A 17594-nucleotide genomic window follows, 5' to 3' on the forward strand; every position below is an offset into this window, starting at 1 on the left:
CATCGACCTGGTGCGGAGGATCCTGACCCGAGGGGCCACGGAACCATCGGTATGCGATTGTGATGTCCCGACGGGACACGCCCATTATGCAGCGCTGCGGCTGGGAACGGCAAGGAACCGACCCCGATCAGTGCAGGACGGCACCGTTCGCGTCGACCGGGTGTCGCTCCCCCGCGGTGATCGGCACCGGGACACGGTTGTCCTCCGGTGGGATCGGGCACGCGTACTGGTACGAGAACGCGCACGGCGGCAGGACCAGCAGGTTCCAGTCGAGCTCGACCGTCGCCTGCATGCCGGGGTCGTCGAGGTACAGGAACCGACCCATCGAGTAGGTGCTGCCCGGGTCGTCCTCGGGCAGGGCGCTCGTGGCGTCCTGCACGATGAGCTGCAGCCGCGGGGCTCCGCGGTGGGCAGCCGACCGGACGGCGACGAACCGCACCGTTGCACCACCCACGACGGTCTCGACGTGTCCGGCGACCGGCAGGGCGTCGCCGGCGGCGTCGCGGACGCTGCCACGGGCCTCCAGGGCGTCTCCCACCAGCGGGACGTACGTGCCGGACGTCACCCAGTCTCCGGACCACGCGAAGCGGGCGATCTGCGCGAACCGGGCGATCGCCTCGGACGACGGGTCCCAGACGCGCAGCGTGCCGCCGCTGACGGTGCCGGCGAAGCCGTCCGGCAGCGCGACGGTCGACGGCACGACGGCGGTGTCCCCGGCCACCAGGACCGTACCGTCGACCGGGACGCCGTCGACGACGACACCGTCGGCGGCCTCGGCCGTCACGGTGAGTCCGCCGACCGCCGGGGCCCACGTCCCGGGGACCGGCCAGACCGGCTGCGGGTGGTCGACGTGCTGGGCGTTCACCAGGGCGAGCGGCCCACGGGCACTGCGCGCCCAGCGGTCACGGTCGTGGACGTGCTCGGCGAAGGCGGCGACGACCGCGTCGTCGGCTGCGCCGGTGCCGCTCGTCACGCCTGCTCCTGGCGGGGGTAGATGACCTTCTGCACGATGATGATGACCGACGCCGCGACGGGCAGCGCCACGAGCGCGCCGAGCACGCCGCCGATCGTGCCGCCCGCGACCGCCGCGATGACCACGAGGGCGCCGGGCACCTGGACGGCTCGCGACATGATGCGCGGGGAGATCAGGTAGGCCTCGACCTGCATGTAGACGAGGTAGTAGATGGCAGCGGCGAGGGCGGTGGCCGGCGACGCGAAGAAGCAGAGCAGCGAGATGACGATCGCGGCGGCGAGCGTGCCGACGAGCGGGATGAGCGAACCGAGGAACGCGAACGACGCGAGCAGCACCGGCAGCGGCGCGCCGATGATGAGCAGGAAGAAGAAGCTCAGGATGCCGTTGATCAGTGCCTGCGAGACCTGCCCGACGACGTAGCGGCCGACAGCCTGCGTGATCTGCTCGCTCACGTCGATGAAGTTCTGGCGGCGCGACGCGGGCACGAACCGGTACGTCGCACGCTTCATGCCCCGCATCGACGCGAGGAAGTAGAGCATCAGGATGATGACGATGAGCGCCCCGGTGACCCCGGACAGGATGCCGCTGCCGACCGCCAGGATCCCGCCGCCGACGCTGAGCAGGTTGCCCGGCTTCTCGACGAACGACTGCAGCGACTGCAGGGCGTGGTCGATGTCGAACGACCCGGCGAACTGCTTCGACAGGTCCTGCACCCACTGCTGCTGCGAGATGTCCTGCACGATGTCGGGGAAGTTCTGGATCAGGTTCGACGCCTGCTCCACCAGGATCGGCATCACGGCGAAGACGATGCCGGCGAAGGCCCCGAGCACCGCGACCACGACGATCGTGATGGCGGACCAGCGCGGGATGATGCGCTCCAGGAACGACACGAGCGGGTCGATGCCGAGTGCCAGGAACAGTGCGACCCCGATGTAGACCAGCACCGTGCTGAGCTCGTTGATGATCGCACCGGCGAGCAGCGCGACGAGCACCCCGATGGCGCCCATGAACCCGAGGCGGAAGGCGTTCACGCGCACACCGGTACCGCCACGGGTCACCTCGAAGGTGACGTTCGGTGTCGGTGCGTGGTCGTCCTGCGACGTGTCGCGCTTCCTTGGCATGTGCACGTAGGGCGGGCGGGACTCGAACCCGCGGATCGTTCGGTTATGAGCCGACTGCCTTGACCAGCTTGGCTACCGCCCCTCGCCGGAGACCCTCAGGCCACCGGCTCACCACGATACAGCGACTCGAACGTCGACAGCGTGCGGTTGATGTCGTGTGCCTCGATCATGGCCAGACTGCGATCCCGCATCGCCACGTACTCCGACTCGGGCGCGGTGAGCACCGTCGTGAGCTTCGCCGCCAGGTCGTCCACGTCACCCGGGGTGAACAGGTACCCGTTGCCGTCGATCAGGTGCGGCAGCGCCATCGAGTCGGCGGCGACGACGGGCAGCCCCGAGGCCATGCCCTCGAGCGAGGAGATGCTCTGCAGTTCCGCCGTGGACGGCATCGCGAACACCGTCGCGTTGGTCAGGGCTTCCTGCTTGCGCTCGTCGGAGACGAAGCCCAGGAACCGCACGCGGTCCTCGAGCCCGAGCTCCTTCGCCAAGGCGGTCAGCTTCGGGATCATCTCGCCGTCGCCGACGATGGTCAGCGTCGCGGACAGCTCGGCGGGCAGCAGCGCCACCGCGCGGACCAGCACGTCGAGGTTCTTCTCGGGGGCCACACGACCCACGAAGACGATGTCGTTGTTGACCGGGCGTCCGTCGCGTGCCACGTACCGCGACGCGTCGATACCGCACGAGATCGCGAGGACCTGCTGGCCGGCGATGGCCTTCCGCAGGTAGTCGGCGGCCAGGTTCGTCGGCGTCGTGATGGTGTCCGCCAGCCGGTAGGTCTTGGCGGCGTCGCTCCACGCGATCTTCAGGGCGAGGGGCAGCGTCCACTTGCCGAACGGCGTGTACTCGAGCAGGTTCTCCGGCATGAAGTGGTTCGTCGCGATGACCCGGATGCCCCGGTCGTTCGCCTCGTGCACGATGCCGCGGCCGATGACCACGTGCGACTGGATGTGCAGCACGTCGGGCTTGACGGCGTCGAGGATCGGGCCGGTCCACTTCCGGACGCTCCACGGCCAGACGAAGCGCAGCCACGGGTGCAGCGGCCACTTGTACGACTTCAGACGGTGCACGACGAGCGTGACGCCGCGGTGCTCTTCGTCGAAGGTGCCGTAGTGGCGGCTCGAGGCCGGGGCCACGACGTGCACCTCGTGGCCGCGCTCGGCCAGGCCGACGGCGAGTTGCTCGGCGAAGGTGGCGGCGCCGTTGACGTCGGGGGCGAAGGTGTCCGCTGCGATCAGCACGCGCAACGGTCGGTGACCGCCCGTCGCTTCCGTCGGTCCGGCGGTGGCGGTGGTGGCGTCTCCTGACACGGCTGAGTTCGTCCTCTCGTGGGCGATGGCTGGTCGGCAGTGACGCTATCGCACCAGGATCGACGGTCGCGTCAGCCGCGCGGATGAGGGCGGCGAGCACCTGGTGCGCTGCGTCAGGCGCGGGTCTGCGGGTGGTGCTTGGCGAGCAGGAACACCCCGGTGATGGCGATGCCGGCTGCGACCACGAACCCCGCGACCGCGAACCACGGCGCCCCCGAGGCCTCGCCGAGCACGATCACGCCGATGCCGACCGCGACGATCGGGTCGATCACCGTCAACCCCGCGATCACGAGGTCGGCCGAGCCGCTCGAGTACGCGTTCTGCACGAAGTACCCACCGAGCGACGCCGCGACGACCACCCCGACGATGGCGAGCACGGTCAACCAGTCGAAAGTGCCGTTCACGAACCGGTTCAGCACCACCTTGGCCAGCGTCGCCACGAACCCGTAGAGCACCCCCGCCCCGACGATGTAGTACAGCGCACTGCGGTGCTTGGCCACCAGACGGAACGACACCAGCACGAGCACCAGCACGACGGCCAGGATCACCAGCACGGTGACGAGCTGCTGACGGGTGATCGCGCTCTCGTGCCCGACGAACGCCGCGATCCCGACGAAGATGCCAACGCCGATGATGCACGTCCACACCGCTCGCCGCGCACGGCGACCCAGCGGCACACCCGACGACCGCGACGAGAACCACGTCGTGATGACGAGGGCGACGGCACCCAGGGGCTGCACGACGATCAGGGGCGCGAACGTGATGCTGATCAGCTGGAGCACCACCGCGATGCCGAGCATGAGCGTGCCGAGCACCCAGTAGCCGCTCGAGACGAGCCCGACGACGTGCCGGACGCTCAGCCCCTTCGACTGCCGACCGAGACGCGCTTCGACGCGCTGCACCCCGCGGCTCTGGAACTGCGCCCCGAGCGACAGGAACACCGCACCGATCAGCGCCACCGGGATCATCAGCGCCTGGAACGGCGTGAGGTTGCTCACGGCGTCGGGCAGCTGGAGGTCCGTCGTCACGCGTCGAGGCTACCGTCCCCCGCCGGATAACCTGGGTGAATGGCCGTTCTCCCGATCCGCATCACCGGCGAACCCGTCCTGCACGAGCGTGCAGCCGAGGTCACCGCGTTCGATGACGACCTCCGCACCCTCGTCGCCGACATGCTCGAGACCATGGACCTGGCCCCGGGCGTCGGCCTGGCCGGTCCGCAGGTGGGCGTCGGCAAGCGCCTGTTCGTGTACTCCTACACCGACGACGACGACGTGCTGCACCGGGGCGCCGCCGTGAACCCCGTCCTGTGGATCACGCCCCCGGTCCCCGAGTCCGTCGAGGAGCTCGACGAAGACGAGGAGTCCGAGGGCTGCCTGTCGATCCCGGGCGAGCGGTTCCCGCTCCGCCGCTCCGAGGGCGCCCTGATGCGGGCCTTCGACGAGCACGGCAGCCCGTTCGAGGTCGAGGCGCACGGCTGGCTGGCCCGGATCTTCCAGCACGAGTACGACCACCTGGACGGCTGGCTCTACGCCGACCGCCTGGTGCACCCCTACGGCAAGCAGGTCGCCAAGGCGATCCGCAAGAGCAGCTGGGGCGGCCCCGGCCAGTCCTGGTTGCCGGGTCGCGACCACCCCGAGGGCTGACGCCCGTCGGCGTCGGCACCCGGTGCCGTCCAGCCCGTCGATGGTCCGGCGGTCGGCCTGGAGGCCCGTCTCAGCCCCGGTAGGCAGCCAGTGCGTCCCGCAGGCGGTCGGTCTCCGGGTGCCCGGGGCAGTACCGCAGGAGCCCGGCGGCCACGTGCGCTCCACGCGCGTCGGCGACCGCCGACGTCCACGGCGCCGAGCCGCGGACCGCGCACGTGCTCGCGAGCTCGACCAGGGTCGCGTCACCGCGCGCCGCCGCCACCGCGGCCTGCTGCTGGCTCGACGGCACCGACCCGGTCAGGCGCTTCGCCGAGCAGTCGGCGCGCTCGGCCTCCCACACCGCCGAGTAGGTGGTGTAGGTCTCGCTGTCCGATCCGTCGGCGGCGCAGACGAACGCGAAGACCACGGGCGACGCGCCCGAGCCCAGGCCGGTGTCCGAGCTCGTCGGGTCCTCGGACGCGTCGGTGTCCGGGCCGACGCTGCTGCAGCCGGTGACCACCGCCGTCACGGCGACGACGACGCCGAGGAGCGTGAGTCGAGGCGAACGGGAACGGTGCACCTGTGAACGCTAACAGCAAGCGCTGCGGATGACCCGTACGGCGGCTCCTGCGATGATGGTCCGGCATCGCCCTGTCCTGGAGGTCCTCATCCCCCGCCTGCACTCCCGCCCCGTCCGTGCGACGGCCCTCGTGGTCGTCGCCCTGGCTGCTGTGTTCGTCGCCTACTGGCACCTCGGCCGTCCGACCATCGTGAACGACGAGTTCGTGTACCTCCGCGCGAGCTGGGCCTACGTGCACGGGAACTTCTCGCTCAACCTCGAGCACCCGCCGCTCGCGAAGTACGTGTACGGCGTGGCGCAGCTCCTGGTGGGACAGGGGCCGCTCGGACCGAGGCTGGTGGCTGCGACCGCGATGCTCGGCACGGGTGTCGTCCTGTTCCTCTGGCTGCGACGCGAGGTCGGCTTCTGGACCGGCCTGACCGCGGCGGCGATGTGGTGGCTGACGCCGCGTGGCTCGGGCTCGTCCTGGGCGGAAGCCGGGTCGGTCATCGGTGTCCGCATCGACCGGTTCGCGATGCTCGAACCCCTCATGGTCTTCTTCGCCGTCGCCTCGCTCGCCGCGGCCTGGCGCTGGATGCGGACCGGCAACCGGTGGTGGGTGGCCGCAGCCGGTGCGCTGCTCGCACTGTCCGTGACCTCGAAGGTGTCGACGGCGGTGCTCGTCCTCGCCGTGGGAGCACTCCCCCTGCTGTTCCGACGGTGGCGCGACCTGGGGGTCGGTGCGCTGTACGGCGGCGTCGCGTTCGTGGTCGTGTTCGTGGTCGTCTACCTGCCGGTCGGGCTCTTCGCGGCCATCGGGCAGATGCTCCGGTTCCAGGCGCAGCAGAACGCCCACGGGCACCCGACGACCATCCTCGGGACGATCTACCCGGCGGCACCGTGGTGGGCGAACTTCGCGTTCCTCGCCGACGGCACGGGCTGGTTGCTGCTCACCGTCCTGACCATCGGTGTGGTCGCCGCGCTCGTCGTCCGACCGGACCGCCTGGTCGCGTACCTCGGCATCGCCCTCGGTGTCTTCCTCGTCTTCTACGTCATCGTCGCCAACGTCTCGCTGCCGTACTACTACGACGCGTGGATGCCGTTCATCATCGCGTTGGCGGCGATCGGGTACGGGCGACTGGCGACCGTCCGGCCGCCCCTCGGACGCATCACGGCCGCAGTGCTCGTCGCCGCGCTGCTCATCCCCGTCGCACGGCTGGGCGTCGCCGTCGTGCAGACCCGTCCGAGCGGGATCGCTCTGCTCTCGGATGCTCTGAAGGTCCGCGGACACGACTCCGAAGGCGTCCTCTTCAGCCAGTTCAGCGCCAACACCTGGCGCATCTACTTCGGGGACCGTGGCTCCATGCGCCCGGAGAACGGACCGTTCGACGCCGTCGTCGTCGGCTCGGACACCCGGCGGACCATGCCCGAGCAGGTCCGGACGTTCCTCGACGAACACGCTGCAGAACTCCAGCACTTCCGGCTCGACTACCTCGACGTCTACGTGCCCCGACAGGGCATCATCGAGGACAACAACCGGGACGGCACACTCAGGGTCGAGCCCGACGCTCGCTGACCGCGATCGACGTTCAGCTGTCCTGTCCGGCGACGACGACGTCCACCGGCGCCTCGAGACGACCGCCGTGTCGTGCGTCCGTGCGGACCTGGCACCGGACGGTCGTCGTGCCGACCGGCGCGGTGACCACACGGTCACTGCAGTTCGGAGAAGTCAGTCCGAGTGGCAGTTCCAGTCGGAGCACGACGCGGACTGCTGTGCCGTCGGTACTCCGGACCGAGAGCGCTCCGGGTTCCAGTGCTGTGCCCCGGACGCTCATCTGCTCGATCCGAGCGCCCGACAGGTCGGCACCGGAGACGTCTGCACCGTCGATCCGGGCGGAGGAGAGATCAGCGTCCGCGAGCCGGGCTCCGCGCAGATCAGCACCGCGCAGATCGGCGGCGTGCAGATCAGCCTCCCGGAGGTCCGCGCCGCGCAGGTCGGTCGAGCGCAGGTCGGCTCCGAAGAACACGGTCTCGGAGAGGTCTGCGTCACGCAGGTCAGCACCACGCAGGTCTGCGAGCCGGAGGTCGGCCGTCGAGAGATCGACCGATGACAGGTCGGCTCCGGGGCACGCCGTCGCCGTGGCCGGCCCCGGCTCGGACACCACCGCACAACCGTCGACATCGTGACTCGTACCCCCGTCGTCGCCCGGCCTGAGGAAGGCTGCGACACCGATCACCACGACGAAGGCAGCTGAGGCGACTCCGACGCTCACCTCACGGGCGCGACGGGACGCGCTCACGACTCGACCCCGGTCAGCCATCTCGGCAGGACGTCGAGCCCCCAATCGGAGTACCACGCGGCGGAGTGTGCGTAGGGGAAGAACGCGCTCAGCGGGTTGTACAACACGAAGAGCGCGGCGAGCACCACGCCGACCACGGCCGTCGCGACGGAACGCGTTCGCGGTCGGAGACGTCGGAGCCACGTCCGGACACCGACCAGGACGACGACCACGGCCAACGGCATCGCTGGCAACAGGTAGCGACCGGAGAACGCGTACGACTCCCCCAAGTTGACCATCGTGGCGGCGTTGAAGCAGAGGACGGCGAACGTGTAGGTCGCCGCGACCGCGGCGCACCAGGTGAGCGCCGCATCGTGCAGGATCCGTCGGGCCTGCGTCAGCGCGATCCCGATGCCGACGACGGCGCTCGAGGCTCCGAACACGACGACCGACGGGTTCGGACGCCACGGGAACGAGGCGCCCCAGAAGAAGAACAGTGACTGGAAGTAGATCGTCACCCATGACCACAGGAAGGACAGCGGCGCGAATGCCGGCAGCGTTCCGTTCACCTCGGCCAGGTCGTGGGCGCGGGAAGCGGCGTAGTTCCGGCGGAAGATCGCGTAGTCCATGCAATCGGCACGACTGTGCAGGGCAGTACAGGCGGGGTTCACCGCGTGGAACTGCAACAGGTTCAGACCGAAGCGCTCGATCGCGAGAGCGGTCAGCACACCGCCGATCACGAGCAGCACGATCGACTGCCCGGGTCGCGCGCGGAGTCCCCCGACGGATCGCTGCACCGGGTGCCGCAACCACGACCAGCCGGCGGCGCGGTACCGCAGCAGGATGGCGAAGAACCCTCCCGCGAGCACGAACGGCGCCTGCGAGTACTTCATCAGGAGGGCGAACAGCGCTGCGACGGCCATCCAGGCCAGCGTGCGCAGTCCCCCACCGCGGACGAAACGGACCGCGACGGCGGCGAACACGAAGAGCGCTGCCATGGCCGGGGCGTCGTAGCTCACCGACGCGGCCTGCCAGGTGAACCGCCCCGTGAACGCCGTCGCCACGATCGCGAGCAGCCCGATCGACGCGGGGACGCGAGCGTGCTGGAACAGCGACCGGAGCGCGATGAGCCCCGAAGCTGCCCACAGCACGTCCACGGCACGGAGAACGAAGACGACTTCCTCGTAGTCGAGCCCGATCGCGAGTGCTCCGCGCGCGGGAAACGACATCAGGTAGTGGTACAGGTACAGCGGCGACCGGACGAGCTCGCCCATCCAGAGCTGCGACGGGTCGACCTGCTGCAGGTAGGGGCCCGCGAGCACGGGGCGCTCGGCGTAGAGCAGGATGTTCCAGACGTGCCCTCGCTCGTCCGGGGCCGCGGCCACGTGGACGTGGAACCACCCGGCGAAGGCGAACCCCATGACGACGAAGACCGTCAGCACCACCACGAACGACGCTCGTGACGACAGTGCGACGTCCACCGCCTGCACGACGGACCGCCGCTCCGTTCGCTCCGAACGTCCGCGGCGGGACTCCCGAGTGTTCGTCATGACGGAACGATCGTACAGGGAGCACCGAACGCGCACGACGACAGCAACGCAAAAGATCCCCACCCCGAAGGGATGAGGACCTGTCGCTCCCCGAGTTGGACTCGAACCAACAACCTGCCGGTTAACAGCCGGCTGCTCTGCCAATTGAGCTATCGAGGATCACTGTCCGCTGGCGAATGACGTGCGAACAACGGGTAACAGCATAGCAGGACGCCGAGGCCCTCCACCGCATCGGACACGCCGCCCGGGCGCGCCGCGCTTCGAGGCCCCCGTGTCAGTAGCCGGCGACCGGGTCGACGACGCCGACGAAGCCCCCGCCGTCGCCCCCGAGGAACGCCGCGGCGTTGAGCCGGACGCGCTCGGCGAGCAGGGGTGCGACCATCTCCGGGGTGTCGGCCTGGTGCGGGGTGATGACCGCACCGGGCTCCGACCAGAGCGGGTGCCCGTCGGGCAGCGGCTCGGGCTCGGTGACGTCGAGGCCGACCGCGGCGATCTCCCCCGTCCGCAGGGCGGCGACCAGCGCGTCGGTGTCGACGAGTCCGCCGCGGGCGATGTTCACGAGCCGGGCGGACGGCTTCATGATCCGGAACTGCTCCTCACCGAAGAGCTTCGCGGTGCCCGAGGTCATCGCCGCTGCGATCATCACGACGTCGGCGTCGGGCAGGACCCGGTCGAGCTCGTCGGTGGTGACGGTCCGCGCGGCTCCGGGCACGGGCTCGGGCGAGCGGCGCACGACCGTGACGTCGACGTCGAACGGCGCGAGCAGCCGGAGGTACTCGAGGGCGATCCCGCCGGCACCGATCACGACGACGTTCCGCCCGTACAGCGAGACACCCTCGGGCTCGGTCGCCCACGACGACGCACGAGCGCGCTTCTGCAGGACCCGGAGCGTGCCGAGGGTCAACGCGAGCGCGTGTTCGGCGACCGGCTCCGCGTAGGCACCCTTGGCCGAGGTGAACAGCACGCGGTCGCCGTGTTCCTGGATCAGGTGCGCGAAGGCGTCGACGCCGGCGAACGGCAGCTGCACCCAGCCCACCCCCGGCGCCGAGGACAGCGCGTCGGCGAGGCCGGCCGGGTCGCGGGGGTCGAGCCAGACGATCCCGCGGGTGTCGGCGTCGAGCGGCGCGACGGTGCCGCCGGCCTCGGTCACGGCGTCCACGTGCAGGTCCGTCGGCTCCGGCAGCACGGCGACCGGCCCGGGCTCCGGGGCGTCGATCGGCAGCGGTGCACCTGACGTGGGGACGACGGCGCGGTGGCCGCGGGGGCCCTGGTCGGTGGTGCTCACGCGTTCTCCTGACGGTCGGTGCGCGGGCCGGTGCCGGCGGCGAGCGGACGACGCGGCGCGGACGAACGGCGGGCCGTCGTCGATGCCGGCCGACGCTTCACGCCGCGGGCCGCGGTCGAGGCGAGGGTCTTCACGTAGGGGTCGACGGGGTTGTCGAGGACCTCGTCGAAGGTGCCGAGCCCGACGAGCCGGGCATCGGCCATCACGGCGACGCGGTCGGCGAGGGCGCGGGCCTCGCGCAGGTCGCTGGACACGACGACGGCAGAGAACTGCCGGCCGCGCTGCAGGGTCGCCAGGGCCTCGAGCACGGACTGCCGCACGAGCACGTCGACGCCGCGTGCTGGTTCGTCCGCGACCAGGAGCTGGGGCTCGAGCACGAGCGCCTTCGCCAGGGCGACACGCTGGCGCTGACCACTCGAGAGCTCCCACGTGTTCAGCCGCATCGCCCCGAGCGGCAGGTGCACGGCGTCGAGCAGTCGGGCCACGATGAGCCCGGCCTCGCGCCGGTCGAACCGGCGGTCGCGGGCGTAGATCGGTTCGGCGACGGCCTCGCCGACGGTCAGGTCCGGGCTGAGCCGGTCGGCGCCGTCCTGCGGCAGGTACCCGATCCGGCCGCTCAGCCGTTCGAGCTTGCGCGACGAGGGACGGAGGCCCCGGGTCTTCTGGCCGAGCACGGTCAGCTCGCCGCCGACGATGTGCCGACGGAGGGCGCCCTCGCCCTCGCCGTGGGATCCGAGCTGGCCGGCGATGGCGGCGGCGAAGGTCGACTTGCCCGATCCCGACTCACCGAGCAGGGCGAGGATCTCCCCCTGCCGGACCGTGAGGCTCACGCCGTCGACGGCCCGGATGGGCTCGCCCCCGCGTCCGCCCCGGTACTCGATCGACACGTCGTCCGCGACGACCGCCGGTCCGTTGACCGCGATCATGGGTCCCCTTCCACGCCGCCCCCTGGCGGCGGTTCGCGACGGGCCGCCCTGGCAGGTCCGTCGTGCGTGCAGCAGTGGAGACGACCGCCCTGGAGGCCCGGCGTGCGTCGACGACGCTGGCCGGGCCTCCAGGGCGGGTCACGTCGGGTCAGGACCCGACGTTCTCCAGTCGCTCCAGCGTACGCCGTCGCTCCGCCTGCTCGGCTGGGTCCGGCACCGGCAGCGACGCGAGGAGCCGCTGCGTGTAGGGGTGCTGCGGCGCGCCGAGGACCTGCGCCGTCGTGCCTGTTTCGACCAGGTCGCCGCGGTACAGCACCGCGATCCGGTCGGACAGCGCGCCGACGACCGCGAGGTCGTGGCTGATGAACAGCGAGGCGAAGCCGAGGTCCTGCTGCAGCTCGAGGAAGAGCTCGAGCACGCGGGCCTGCACGGAGACGTCCAACGCACTCGTCGGCTCGTCGGCGATGAGCAGCTTCGGCCGGAGCGCGAGCGACCGGGCGAGCGATGCGCGCTGGCGCTGCCCGCCGGAGAGCTCGTGCGGGTAGCGGTCGCCGTAGGCGGCCGGCAGCTGCACGGCCTCGAGCAGCTCGTCCACCCGCTTGCGCGCGGCACGGGGGCTCGAGACCTCCTTGTGCACGACCAGCGGCTCGGCGACGCACTCGGCGATCGTCAGCAGCGGGTTGAACGAGGTCGCCGGGTCCTGGAACACGAACCCGATGTCCTTGCGCAGGTGCTTGAAGTCGCGTTCGCGGTACCCGAGCATCTCGGCGCCGAGCACCTTGAGCGAGCCGCCGGTGACCTTCGTCAGGCCCGCCATGGCCCGGCCGATGGTGGTCTTGCCCGAGCCGGACTCCCCCACCAGGCCGAGGACCTCGCCCGGACGGATCGCCAGGTCGACGCCCTTGACCGCCTTGAACGCGGGCGAGCCGAGCCGGCCGGGGTACTCGATCTCGAGCCCCTTCGCCTCCACCAGCGGGGTGACGTCCTCGGAGATCGCGGCGCGCCGGGCCACCCCGGTGGACGCCTCGAGCCGGGGCACCGCCGCGAGCAGCCGCTTGGTGTAGTCGGCCTGCGGCGTCGCGAACAGTGCCGTCGCCGTGGCCTCTTCGACGATCTCGCCCTGGTACATCACGGCGACGCGGTCGGCCAGGTCGGCGACGACGCCCATGTTGTGCGTGATGACGACGATCGCGGTGCCGAACTCGTCGCGGCAGCGGCGTAGCAGGTCGAGGATCTCGGCCTGCACCGTGACGTCGAGTGCCGTCGTCGGCTCGTCCGCGATGATGACGCTCGGCTCGAGGGCCAGTGCGCTCGCGATGACCACGCGCTGCTTCTGCCCGCCGGAGAACTGGTGCGGGTAGTGGTCGACGCGGGTCTCGGGGTCCGGGATGCCGACGCGACCGAGGTAGTCGATGGCCTTCGCCCGTGCTTCCTTCTTGGACACACCGCCGTGGGCGCGGAGCCCCTCGGCGATCTGCCACCCGACGGTGAAGACCGGGTTGAGCGCGGTCGACGGCTCCTGGAACACCATCGCCCCGGCCGTCCCACGGAGCTCGCGGAGCTTCTGCGAGCCGACCGACACGACGTCGGTGCCGTCGAGCAGCACCGCACCGCCGAGTGTCGCCGTCTCCGGCATGAGCCGCAGCATGCTGCGGGCCGTGACGGACTTGCCCGAGCCGGACTCGCCGACCAGGGCGAGGACCTCGCCGGGGCGGACGTCGAGGCTGACGCCCTTGACCGCGTCGACGGCGCCGCCGTCGGTCGCGAAGGTGACGGTCAGGTCGTCGACGACGACGACCGGCTCGGTGGTGGTGTCGCCCGGTTGCAGGCGGGTGGTCGGCGTCATGCGCCCGTCCCTTCCGTGTCGTTCCCGGCGGTGCGCGGTGCCTCGGGGTTGCGCGAGTCGCGCGTCGACACGAGCTGCTTCAGGCGTCGGCGTGCACGCAGGCGGGGATCGGAGATGTCGTTCAGGCTCTCGCCGATGAAGGTCACGCCGAGCACGAGCACCACGATCGCGACACCCGGGTAGACACCGGTCCACCAGACGCCGCTCGCGACGTCCGAGAGCGCACGGCTCAGGTCGTAGCCCCACTCGGCTCCGGACGTCGGGCCGATGCCGAACCCGAGGAATCCGAGACCGGCCAGGGTCAGGATCGCGTCGCTGGCGTTCAGCGTCAGGATGAGCGGCAGGGAGCGCGTCGAGTTCCGCAGGACGTGCCGCGTCATGATGCGCCACGGGTTCGTGCCCATCACGCGCGCTGACTCGACGAACGCGTCGTTCTTCAGCCGGACGGCCTCGGCACGGACCACGCGGAAGTACTGCGGCACGTAGACGACGGTGATCGAGATCGCCGCCGCGATGATGCCACCCGAGTAGCTCGAGTTGCCGCCGGAGATGACGATCGACACGATGATCGCGAGCAGCAGCGACGGGAACGCGTAGACGGCGTCGGCCACGACCACCAGGAGACGGTCGAGCCAGCCGCCGAGGTAGCCCGAGACCATGCCGAGCAGGACGCCGACGGTGATCGAGACGATCACCGCGACGATCACGACGAGCACGGCCGTGCGGGCGCCGTAGAGCACGCGGCTGAAGACGTCGAAGCCGCCGACCGTCGTGCCCCAGATGTGTTCGGCACTCGGGGCGCCGGTGCGCGGGAAGCTCTCGCCGTCCGCGCCCTGCAGCTGGCCGAAGCCGTACGGGGCGAGGAGCGGGGCGAACACCGCGATCAGCAGGTAGAGGGCGCAGATGACCACGCCGACGATGAGCATGGCGCGCTGCCAGCCGGTGCTCTTGCGGAGCTGGACCACCACGGGGAGCCGCTTCCACAGCGGCTCGTGGCGGTCGACGAGGGTGGTGTCGGCCATCGTCAGAACCTCACTCTCGGGTCGATCAGTGCGGCGACGACGTCGACGACGAAGTTGGTCACCGCTACGATCACCGCCAGCATCGCGACGATGCCCTGCACCGCGACGAAGTCTCGGGCCGACAGGTACTGGTTGAGTTCGAAGCCGAGGCCACGCCACCCGAACGTCGTCTCGGTGAGCACCGAGCCGCCCAGGAGCATCGCGATCTGCAGCCCCATCACGGTGATGATCGGGACGAGCGCCGGACGGAACGCGTGGGTCCGCACCAACCGCGACTCGCGCACGCCGCGCGACCGGGCGGCGTCGACGTACTCGGAGCCGAGCGAGCCGATCATGTTCGCGCGCACCAGGCGCAGGAAGATGCCGGCGGTCAGCAGACCGAGCGTCAGCGCGGGCAGGACGGCGTGCTGGAGCACGTCTCCGATGACCTGGGCGTTGCCGGTGCGGAGCGCGTCGACGATGTAGATGCCGCTCGCCCCCGGGATGTTGTCGAGGATCAACGAGACCCGCGTCGAGGCTCGGTCGCCGAGCGGCAGCCAGTCGAGCCACACCGAGAACACGAGCTTGAGCAGCAGCCCGCCGAAGAACACCGGCGTCGCGTAGGTGAGGATCGCCAGCGCACGGAAGAGCACGTCCGGCCACTTGTCGCGCACGTAGGCGGCGATCATGCCGAGCGGGATGCCGATCACCAGCGCGACGATGAGCGCGTAGAACACGAGCTCCGCGGTCGCGCCGCCGTACGTGACGATGACCTCGGTGATCGGCCGGTTGTCGGTCGACGTCGTGCCGAAGTCGCCGCGCAGGATGTTGCCGAGGTACTCGAAGTACTGCACGAGCACCGGGCGGTCGTACCCGGCGGCGGCGAGGCGTTCCTGGAGCTGGTCCGGGGTGAGCCGTCCGCCGACGGACGCGGTGATCGGGTTCCCGATCACGCGCATCAGGAAGAACACGAGCGTCACCAGGATGAAGACGGTCGGGATGATGAGGAGGAATCTGACGAGGATGTACCGGCCGAGTCCGCCGCCACCGCCGCCGGCACGTCGCTGTGCCTGGGGCTTGGTGGGTTCGGTCTCGATCGCCTCGGGGGTGCTGAGGGTCACGGGGTGGGTGCCTTTCGTCGCCGTTGCACAGGCACGCGGGCGTTCCTCGTGGGAACGCCCGCGGCCGGCACGTGGGGCTTGGTGTTACTTGCTGAGCGTGGCGTAACGGAACTTGTACGAGGAGTCGAGGGTCAGGCCCTTGACGTCCTTCGATGCGACCGCCACCGACTTGCCCTGCAGCAGCGGGAGCGTCGAGATCTGGGTGGCCTCACGCTCCTGCACCTGCTCGATGAGGTCGGCGCGCTTGTCCGCGTCGGACTCCTGCTGCTCGGCGGCGATGAGGTCCTGGATCTCGGCGTCGTCGTAGTGGTTCTGGACGAAGTTGTCCTTCGAGAAGAACGGCGACAGGTAGTTGTCGGCGTCCGAGAAGTCCGGGAACCAGCCGAGCTGGTACACCGGGTAGGCGTCGTTCACGCGCTCCTCGGAGTAGGTCGTCCAGACCGTGGACTGCAGGTTCACGGTGAACAGGCCCGAGTTCTCGAGCTGGGTCTTCAGGGCCGCGTACTCGTCGTCCGAGGTGGAGCCGTAGTGGTCGGGCGAGTACTGCAGGTCGATCGAGACCTTCCCCGTGACACCGGCGTCGGACAGGGTCTTCTTCGCCTTGTCGACGTCCGGGCCGCCGTCGCCGTCCCCGTACATCTCCTCGAACGGCTTCGCCGCACCCGTGAGGCCGTCCGGCACCATCGAGTAGAGCGGCGAGTAGGTGTCGTTGTAGACCTCTTCGGCGATCGCCGAGCGGTCGACGACGTCGGCCACGGCCTGACGGACCGCGAGGGCCTTGGCCTCGTCGGCGTCGTCCGTCTTCGCGCCGAAGGGCTGCGTGTCGAGGTTGAACACCACGTAGCGGATCTCGCCACCGGGGCCGTCGGTGACCTTCAGCGAGTCGTCCTTGCGGAGGTCCGCGATGTCGGTCGGGGTCAGCGAGCGGTACGCCACGTCGACGTCGCCCTTCTGCACGGCGAGCTTGAGGTCGGTCTCCTTGGTGTAGTAGCTGGCGGTGACCTCGTCGGTCTTCGCCTTGCCGAGGAGGCCGTCGTACGCCTTGTTCGCCTTGTACTGGATCGTCTCGTTCTCCTTGTACGAGGTGATCTCGTACTGCCCGGCGAACGCCTTGCCCTTGACGATGTCGTCGGCGCTGGTGAGCTCGGTGGCCGAGAACACGTCCTCGTCGACGATCGGGCCGGCGGGGCTCGAGAGCACCTGCGGCCAGGTCTGGTCGGCGTGGTCGAGGTTGAACACCACGGTCGTGTCGTCCGGGGTGTCGATGCTCTTGAGGTTGGCCAGCAGCGACTGCGGGCCGTTCTCGTTGTTGATCTTCAGTTCACGGTCGAACGAGAACTTCACGTCACTCGACGTGAGCTCGTTGCCGTTCGCGAACTCGAGCCCGTCCTTGAGGGTGACCTCGTAAGTGGTCGGGTCGGTGAACTCCGCCTTCGTGGCGATGTCCGGCTCGACGTCCGGGCTGCCCACGGGCGTGTTCATCAGGAACGGGAACACCTGGTTCTGCACGGCGAAGGAGCCGTTGTCGTAGGAACCGGCGGGGTCGAGCGACGTCACCTTGTCCGTCGTCCCGATGCTCATGCCGTTCAGTTCGGTGTCGCTCACGCTGCTGCTCGCGCAGCCGGTCAGCACCAGCGCCGTCGCTGCTGCTCCGGCGCCGAGCGCGATGCCGCGCCTGCCCCACGTGCCTGTGTGCTTCTTGAACACGGATGCCATGTTCGATGCCTCTCTTGAAGATGAATGCAAGGGCCCTGAGCCGGAGGTGGAACGTCTGTGTGCCCGGTCAGGAACGCTCATTGGTACCACCCTGTCACGGAACCCAACGAGCCGAGGGCGATTTGTTTACACCGCTGTAATGCACGAGCCCGCCGCGTGATGCATGATTCCGCCGGAGCCGAGCGGCGCGTCACGCACGAAAGTTGCGTGGTGCAACCGGGGCGGTCTGGCGCTCGCGAGCGCCTGTCGAGCGACGGTTCGTGCGATCACGCCCGCCCGGCCGGGAGG

Annotated in this window: 15 protein-coding genes and 2 tRNA genes; 2 read left to right on the plus strand and 15 right to left on the minus strand. The window is 70.0% G+C overall.

Going from position 1 to position 17594, the window contains the following annotated elements; translation table 11 throughout:
• Positions 1–127: 127 nt before the first annotated feature.
• The 5 genes from DEJ21_RS10675 to DEJ21_RS10695 all read right to left on the minus strand — a co-directional run bounded on the left by DEJ21_RS10675 (position 128) and on the right by DEJ21_RS10695 (position 4429).
• On the minus strand, positions 128–973 hold the full coding sequence (locus DEJ21_RS10675; protein ID WP_111224565.1) for a DUF1684 domain-containing protein: 846 nt from the start codon (positions 971–973) through the stop codon (positions 128–130).
• A complete protein-coding gene (locus DEJ21_RS10680) occupies positions 970–2004 on the minus strand; it encodes an AI-2E family transporter (protein WP_309146989.1) in 1035 nt (344 codons plus the stop codon). Before DEJ21_RS10680 ends, DEJ21_RS10675 begins: the two co-directional genes overlap by 4 nt.
• Before the next feature lie 97 nt (positions 2005–2101).
• Positions 2102–2176: transfer RNA gene (locus tag DEJ21_RS10685), tRNA-Ile, on the minus strand.
• Positions 2177–2189: 13 nt separating this feature from the next.
• A complete protein-coding gene (locus tag DEJ21_RS10690; RefSeq protein WP_111224567.1) occupies positions 2190–3401 on the minus strand; it encodes a glycosyltransferase in 1212 nt (403 codons plus the stop codon).
• A gap of 113 nt (positions 3402–3514) precedes the next feature.
• Entirely contained in the window at positions 3515–4429 is a 915-nt protein-coding gene (locus tag DEJ21_RS10695; protein ID WP_171907811.1) for a DMT family transporter, read from the minus strand.
• A 39-nt stretch (positions 4430–4468) separates the two neighbouring features.
• On the opposite strand from DEJ21_RS10695, the gene def reads away from it, so the two are divergent.
• Entirely contained in the window at positions 4469–5044 is a 576-nt protein-coding gene (gene def, locus DEJ21_RS10700; RefSeq protein WP_111224568.1) for a peptide deformylase, read from the plus strand.
• Between the two features lie 70 nt (positions 5045–5114).
• Here def and DEJ21_RS10705 read toward each other — a convergent pair whose 3' ends face one another.
• The gene (locus tag DEJ21_RS10705) at positions 5115–5603 is read right to left on the minus strand and encodes a hypothetical protein (protein WP_111224569.1); all 489 of its coding nucleotides are present in this window, start codon (positions 5601–5603) and stop codon (positions 5115–5117) included.
• Between the two features lie 52 nt (positions 5604–5655).
• On the opposite strand from DEJ21_RS10705, the gene DEJ21_RS10710 reads away from it, so the two are divergent.
• Entirely contained in the window at positions 5656–7158 is a 1503-nt protein-coding gene (locus DEJ21_RS10710) for a glycosyltransferase family 39 protein (RefSeq protein ID WP_181435849.1), read from the plus strand.
• A 13-nt stretch (positions 7159–7171) separates the two neighbouring features.
• On the opposite strand, the gene DEJ21_RS10715 is transcribed toward DEJ21_RS10710, so the two are convergent.
• The 9 genes from DEJ21_RS10715 to DEJ21_RS10755 form a co-directional block, all read right to left on the minus strand.
• The gene (locus DEJ21_RS10715; RefSeq protein WP_220036572.1) at positions 7172–7744 is read right to left on the minus strand and encodes a pentapeptide repeat-containing protein; all 573 of its coding nucleotides are present in this window, start codon (positions 7742–7744) and stop codon (positions 7172–7174) included.
• 134 nt (positions 7745–7878) lie between these two features.
• Positions 7879–9411: a hypothetical protein gene (locus tag DEJ21_RS10720; RefSeq protein ID WP_111224572.1), complete on the minus strand. Its 1533-nt coding sequence runs from the start codon at positions 9409–9411 to the stop codon at positions 7879–7881.
• An 86-nt stretch (positions 9412–9497) separates the two neighbouring features.
• Positions 9498–9570, minus strand: a tRNA-Asn gene (locus tag DEJ21_RS10725).
• A gap of 115 nt (positions 9571–9685) precedes the next feature.
• Entirely contained in the window at positions 9686–10696 is a 1011-nt protein-coding gene (locus DEJ21_RS10730; protein ID WP_258375006.1) for a D-isomer specific 2-hydroxyacid dehydrogenase family protein, read from the minus strand.
• Positions 10693–11622, minus strand: coding sequence for an ATP-binding cassette domain-containing protein (locus DEJ21_RS10735; RefSeq protein ID WP_111224573.1), 930 nt, complete (start codon positions 11620–11622; stop codon positions 10693–10695). The genes DEJ21_RS10730 and DEJ21_RS10735 overlap by 4 nt, the downstream gene beginning before the upstream one ends.
• A gap of 148 nt (positions 11623–11770) precedes the next feature.
• A complete protein-coding gene (locus tag DEJ21_RS10740; RefSeq protein ID WP_110864663.1) occupies positions 11771–13468 on the minus strand; it encodes an ABC transporter ATP-binding protein in 1698 nt (565 codons plus the stop codon).
• Positions 13465–14490: an ABC transporter permease gene (locus DEJ21_RS10745; RefSeq protein WP_111224574.1), complete on the minus strand. Its 1026-nt coding sequence runs from the start codon at positions 14488–14490 to the stop codon at positions 13465–13467. The genes DEJ21_RS10740 and DEJ21_RS10745 overlap by 4 nt, the downstream gene beginning before the upstream one ends.
• A 2-nt stretch (positions 14491–14492) precedes the next feature.
• Positions 14493–15590: an ABC transporter permease gene (locus DEJ21_RS10750; RefSeq protein ID WP_111224575.1), complete on the minus strand. Its 1098-nt coding sequence runs from the start codon at positions 15588–15590 to the stop codon at positions 14493–14495.
• An 84-nt stretch (positions 15591–15674) separates the two neighbouring features.
• Entirely contained in the window at positions 15675–17306 is a 1632-nt protein-coding gene (locus DEJ21_RS10755) for an ABC transporter substrate-binding protein (RefSeq protein WP_111224576.1), read from the minus strand.
• Positions 17307–17594 lie beyond the last annotated feature (288 nt).

The sequence above is a fragment of the Curtobacterium sp. MCSS17_006 genome (assembly GCF_003234215.1).
Lineage (GTDB): Bacteria > Actinomycetota > Actinomycetes > Actinomycetales > Microbacteriaceae > Curtobacterium > Curtobacterium flaccumfaciens.

Coding starts and splice junctions, on each gene's coding strand:
- def (WP_111224568.1), top strand. CDS start 4,469: ATGGCCGTTCTCCCGATCCGCATCACCGGCGAACCCGTCCTGCACGAG.
- DEJ21_RS10710 (WP_181435849.1), top strand. CDS start 5,656: ATGATGGTCCGGCATCGCCCTGTCCTGGAGGTCCTCATCCCCCGCCTG.
- DEJ21_RS10720 (WP_111224572.1), bottom strand. CDS start 9,411: ATGACGAACACTCGGGAGTCCCGCCGCGGACGTTCGGAGCGAACGGAG.
- DEJ21_RS10735 (WP_111224573.1), bottom strand. CDS start 11,622: ATGATCGCGGTCAACGGACCGGCGGTCGTCGCGGACGACGTGTCGATC.
- DEJ21_RS10740 (WP_110864663.1), bottom strand. CDS start 13,468: ATGACGCCGACCACCCGCCTGCAACCGGGCGACACCACCACCGAGCCG.
- DEJ21_RS10745 (WP_111224574.1), bottom strand. CDS start 14,490: ATGGCCGACACCACCCTCGTCGACCGCCACGAGCCGCTGTGGAAGCGG.
- DEJ21_RS10755 (WP_111224576.1), bottom strand. CDS start 17,306: ATGGCATCCGTGTTCAAGAAGCACACAGGCACGTGGGGCAGGCGCGGC.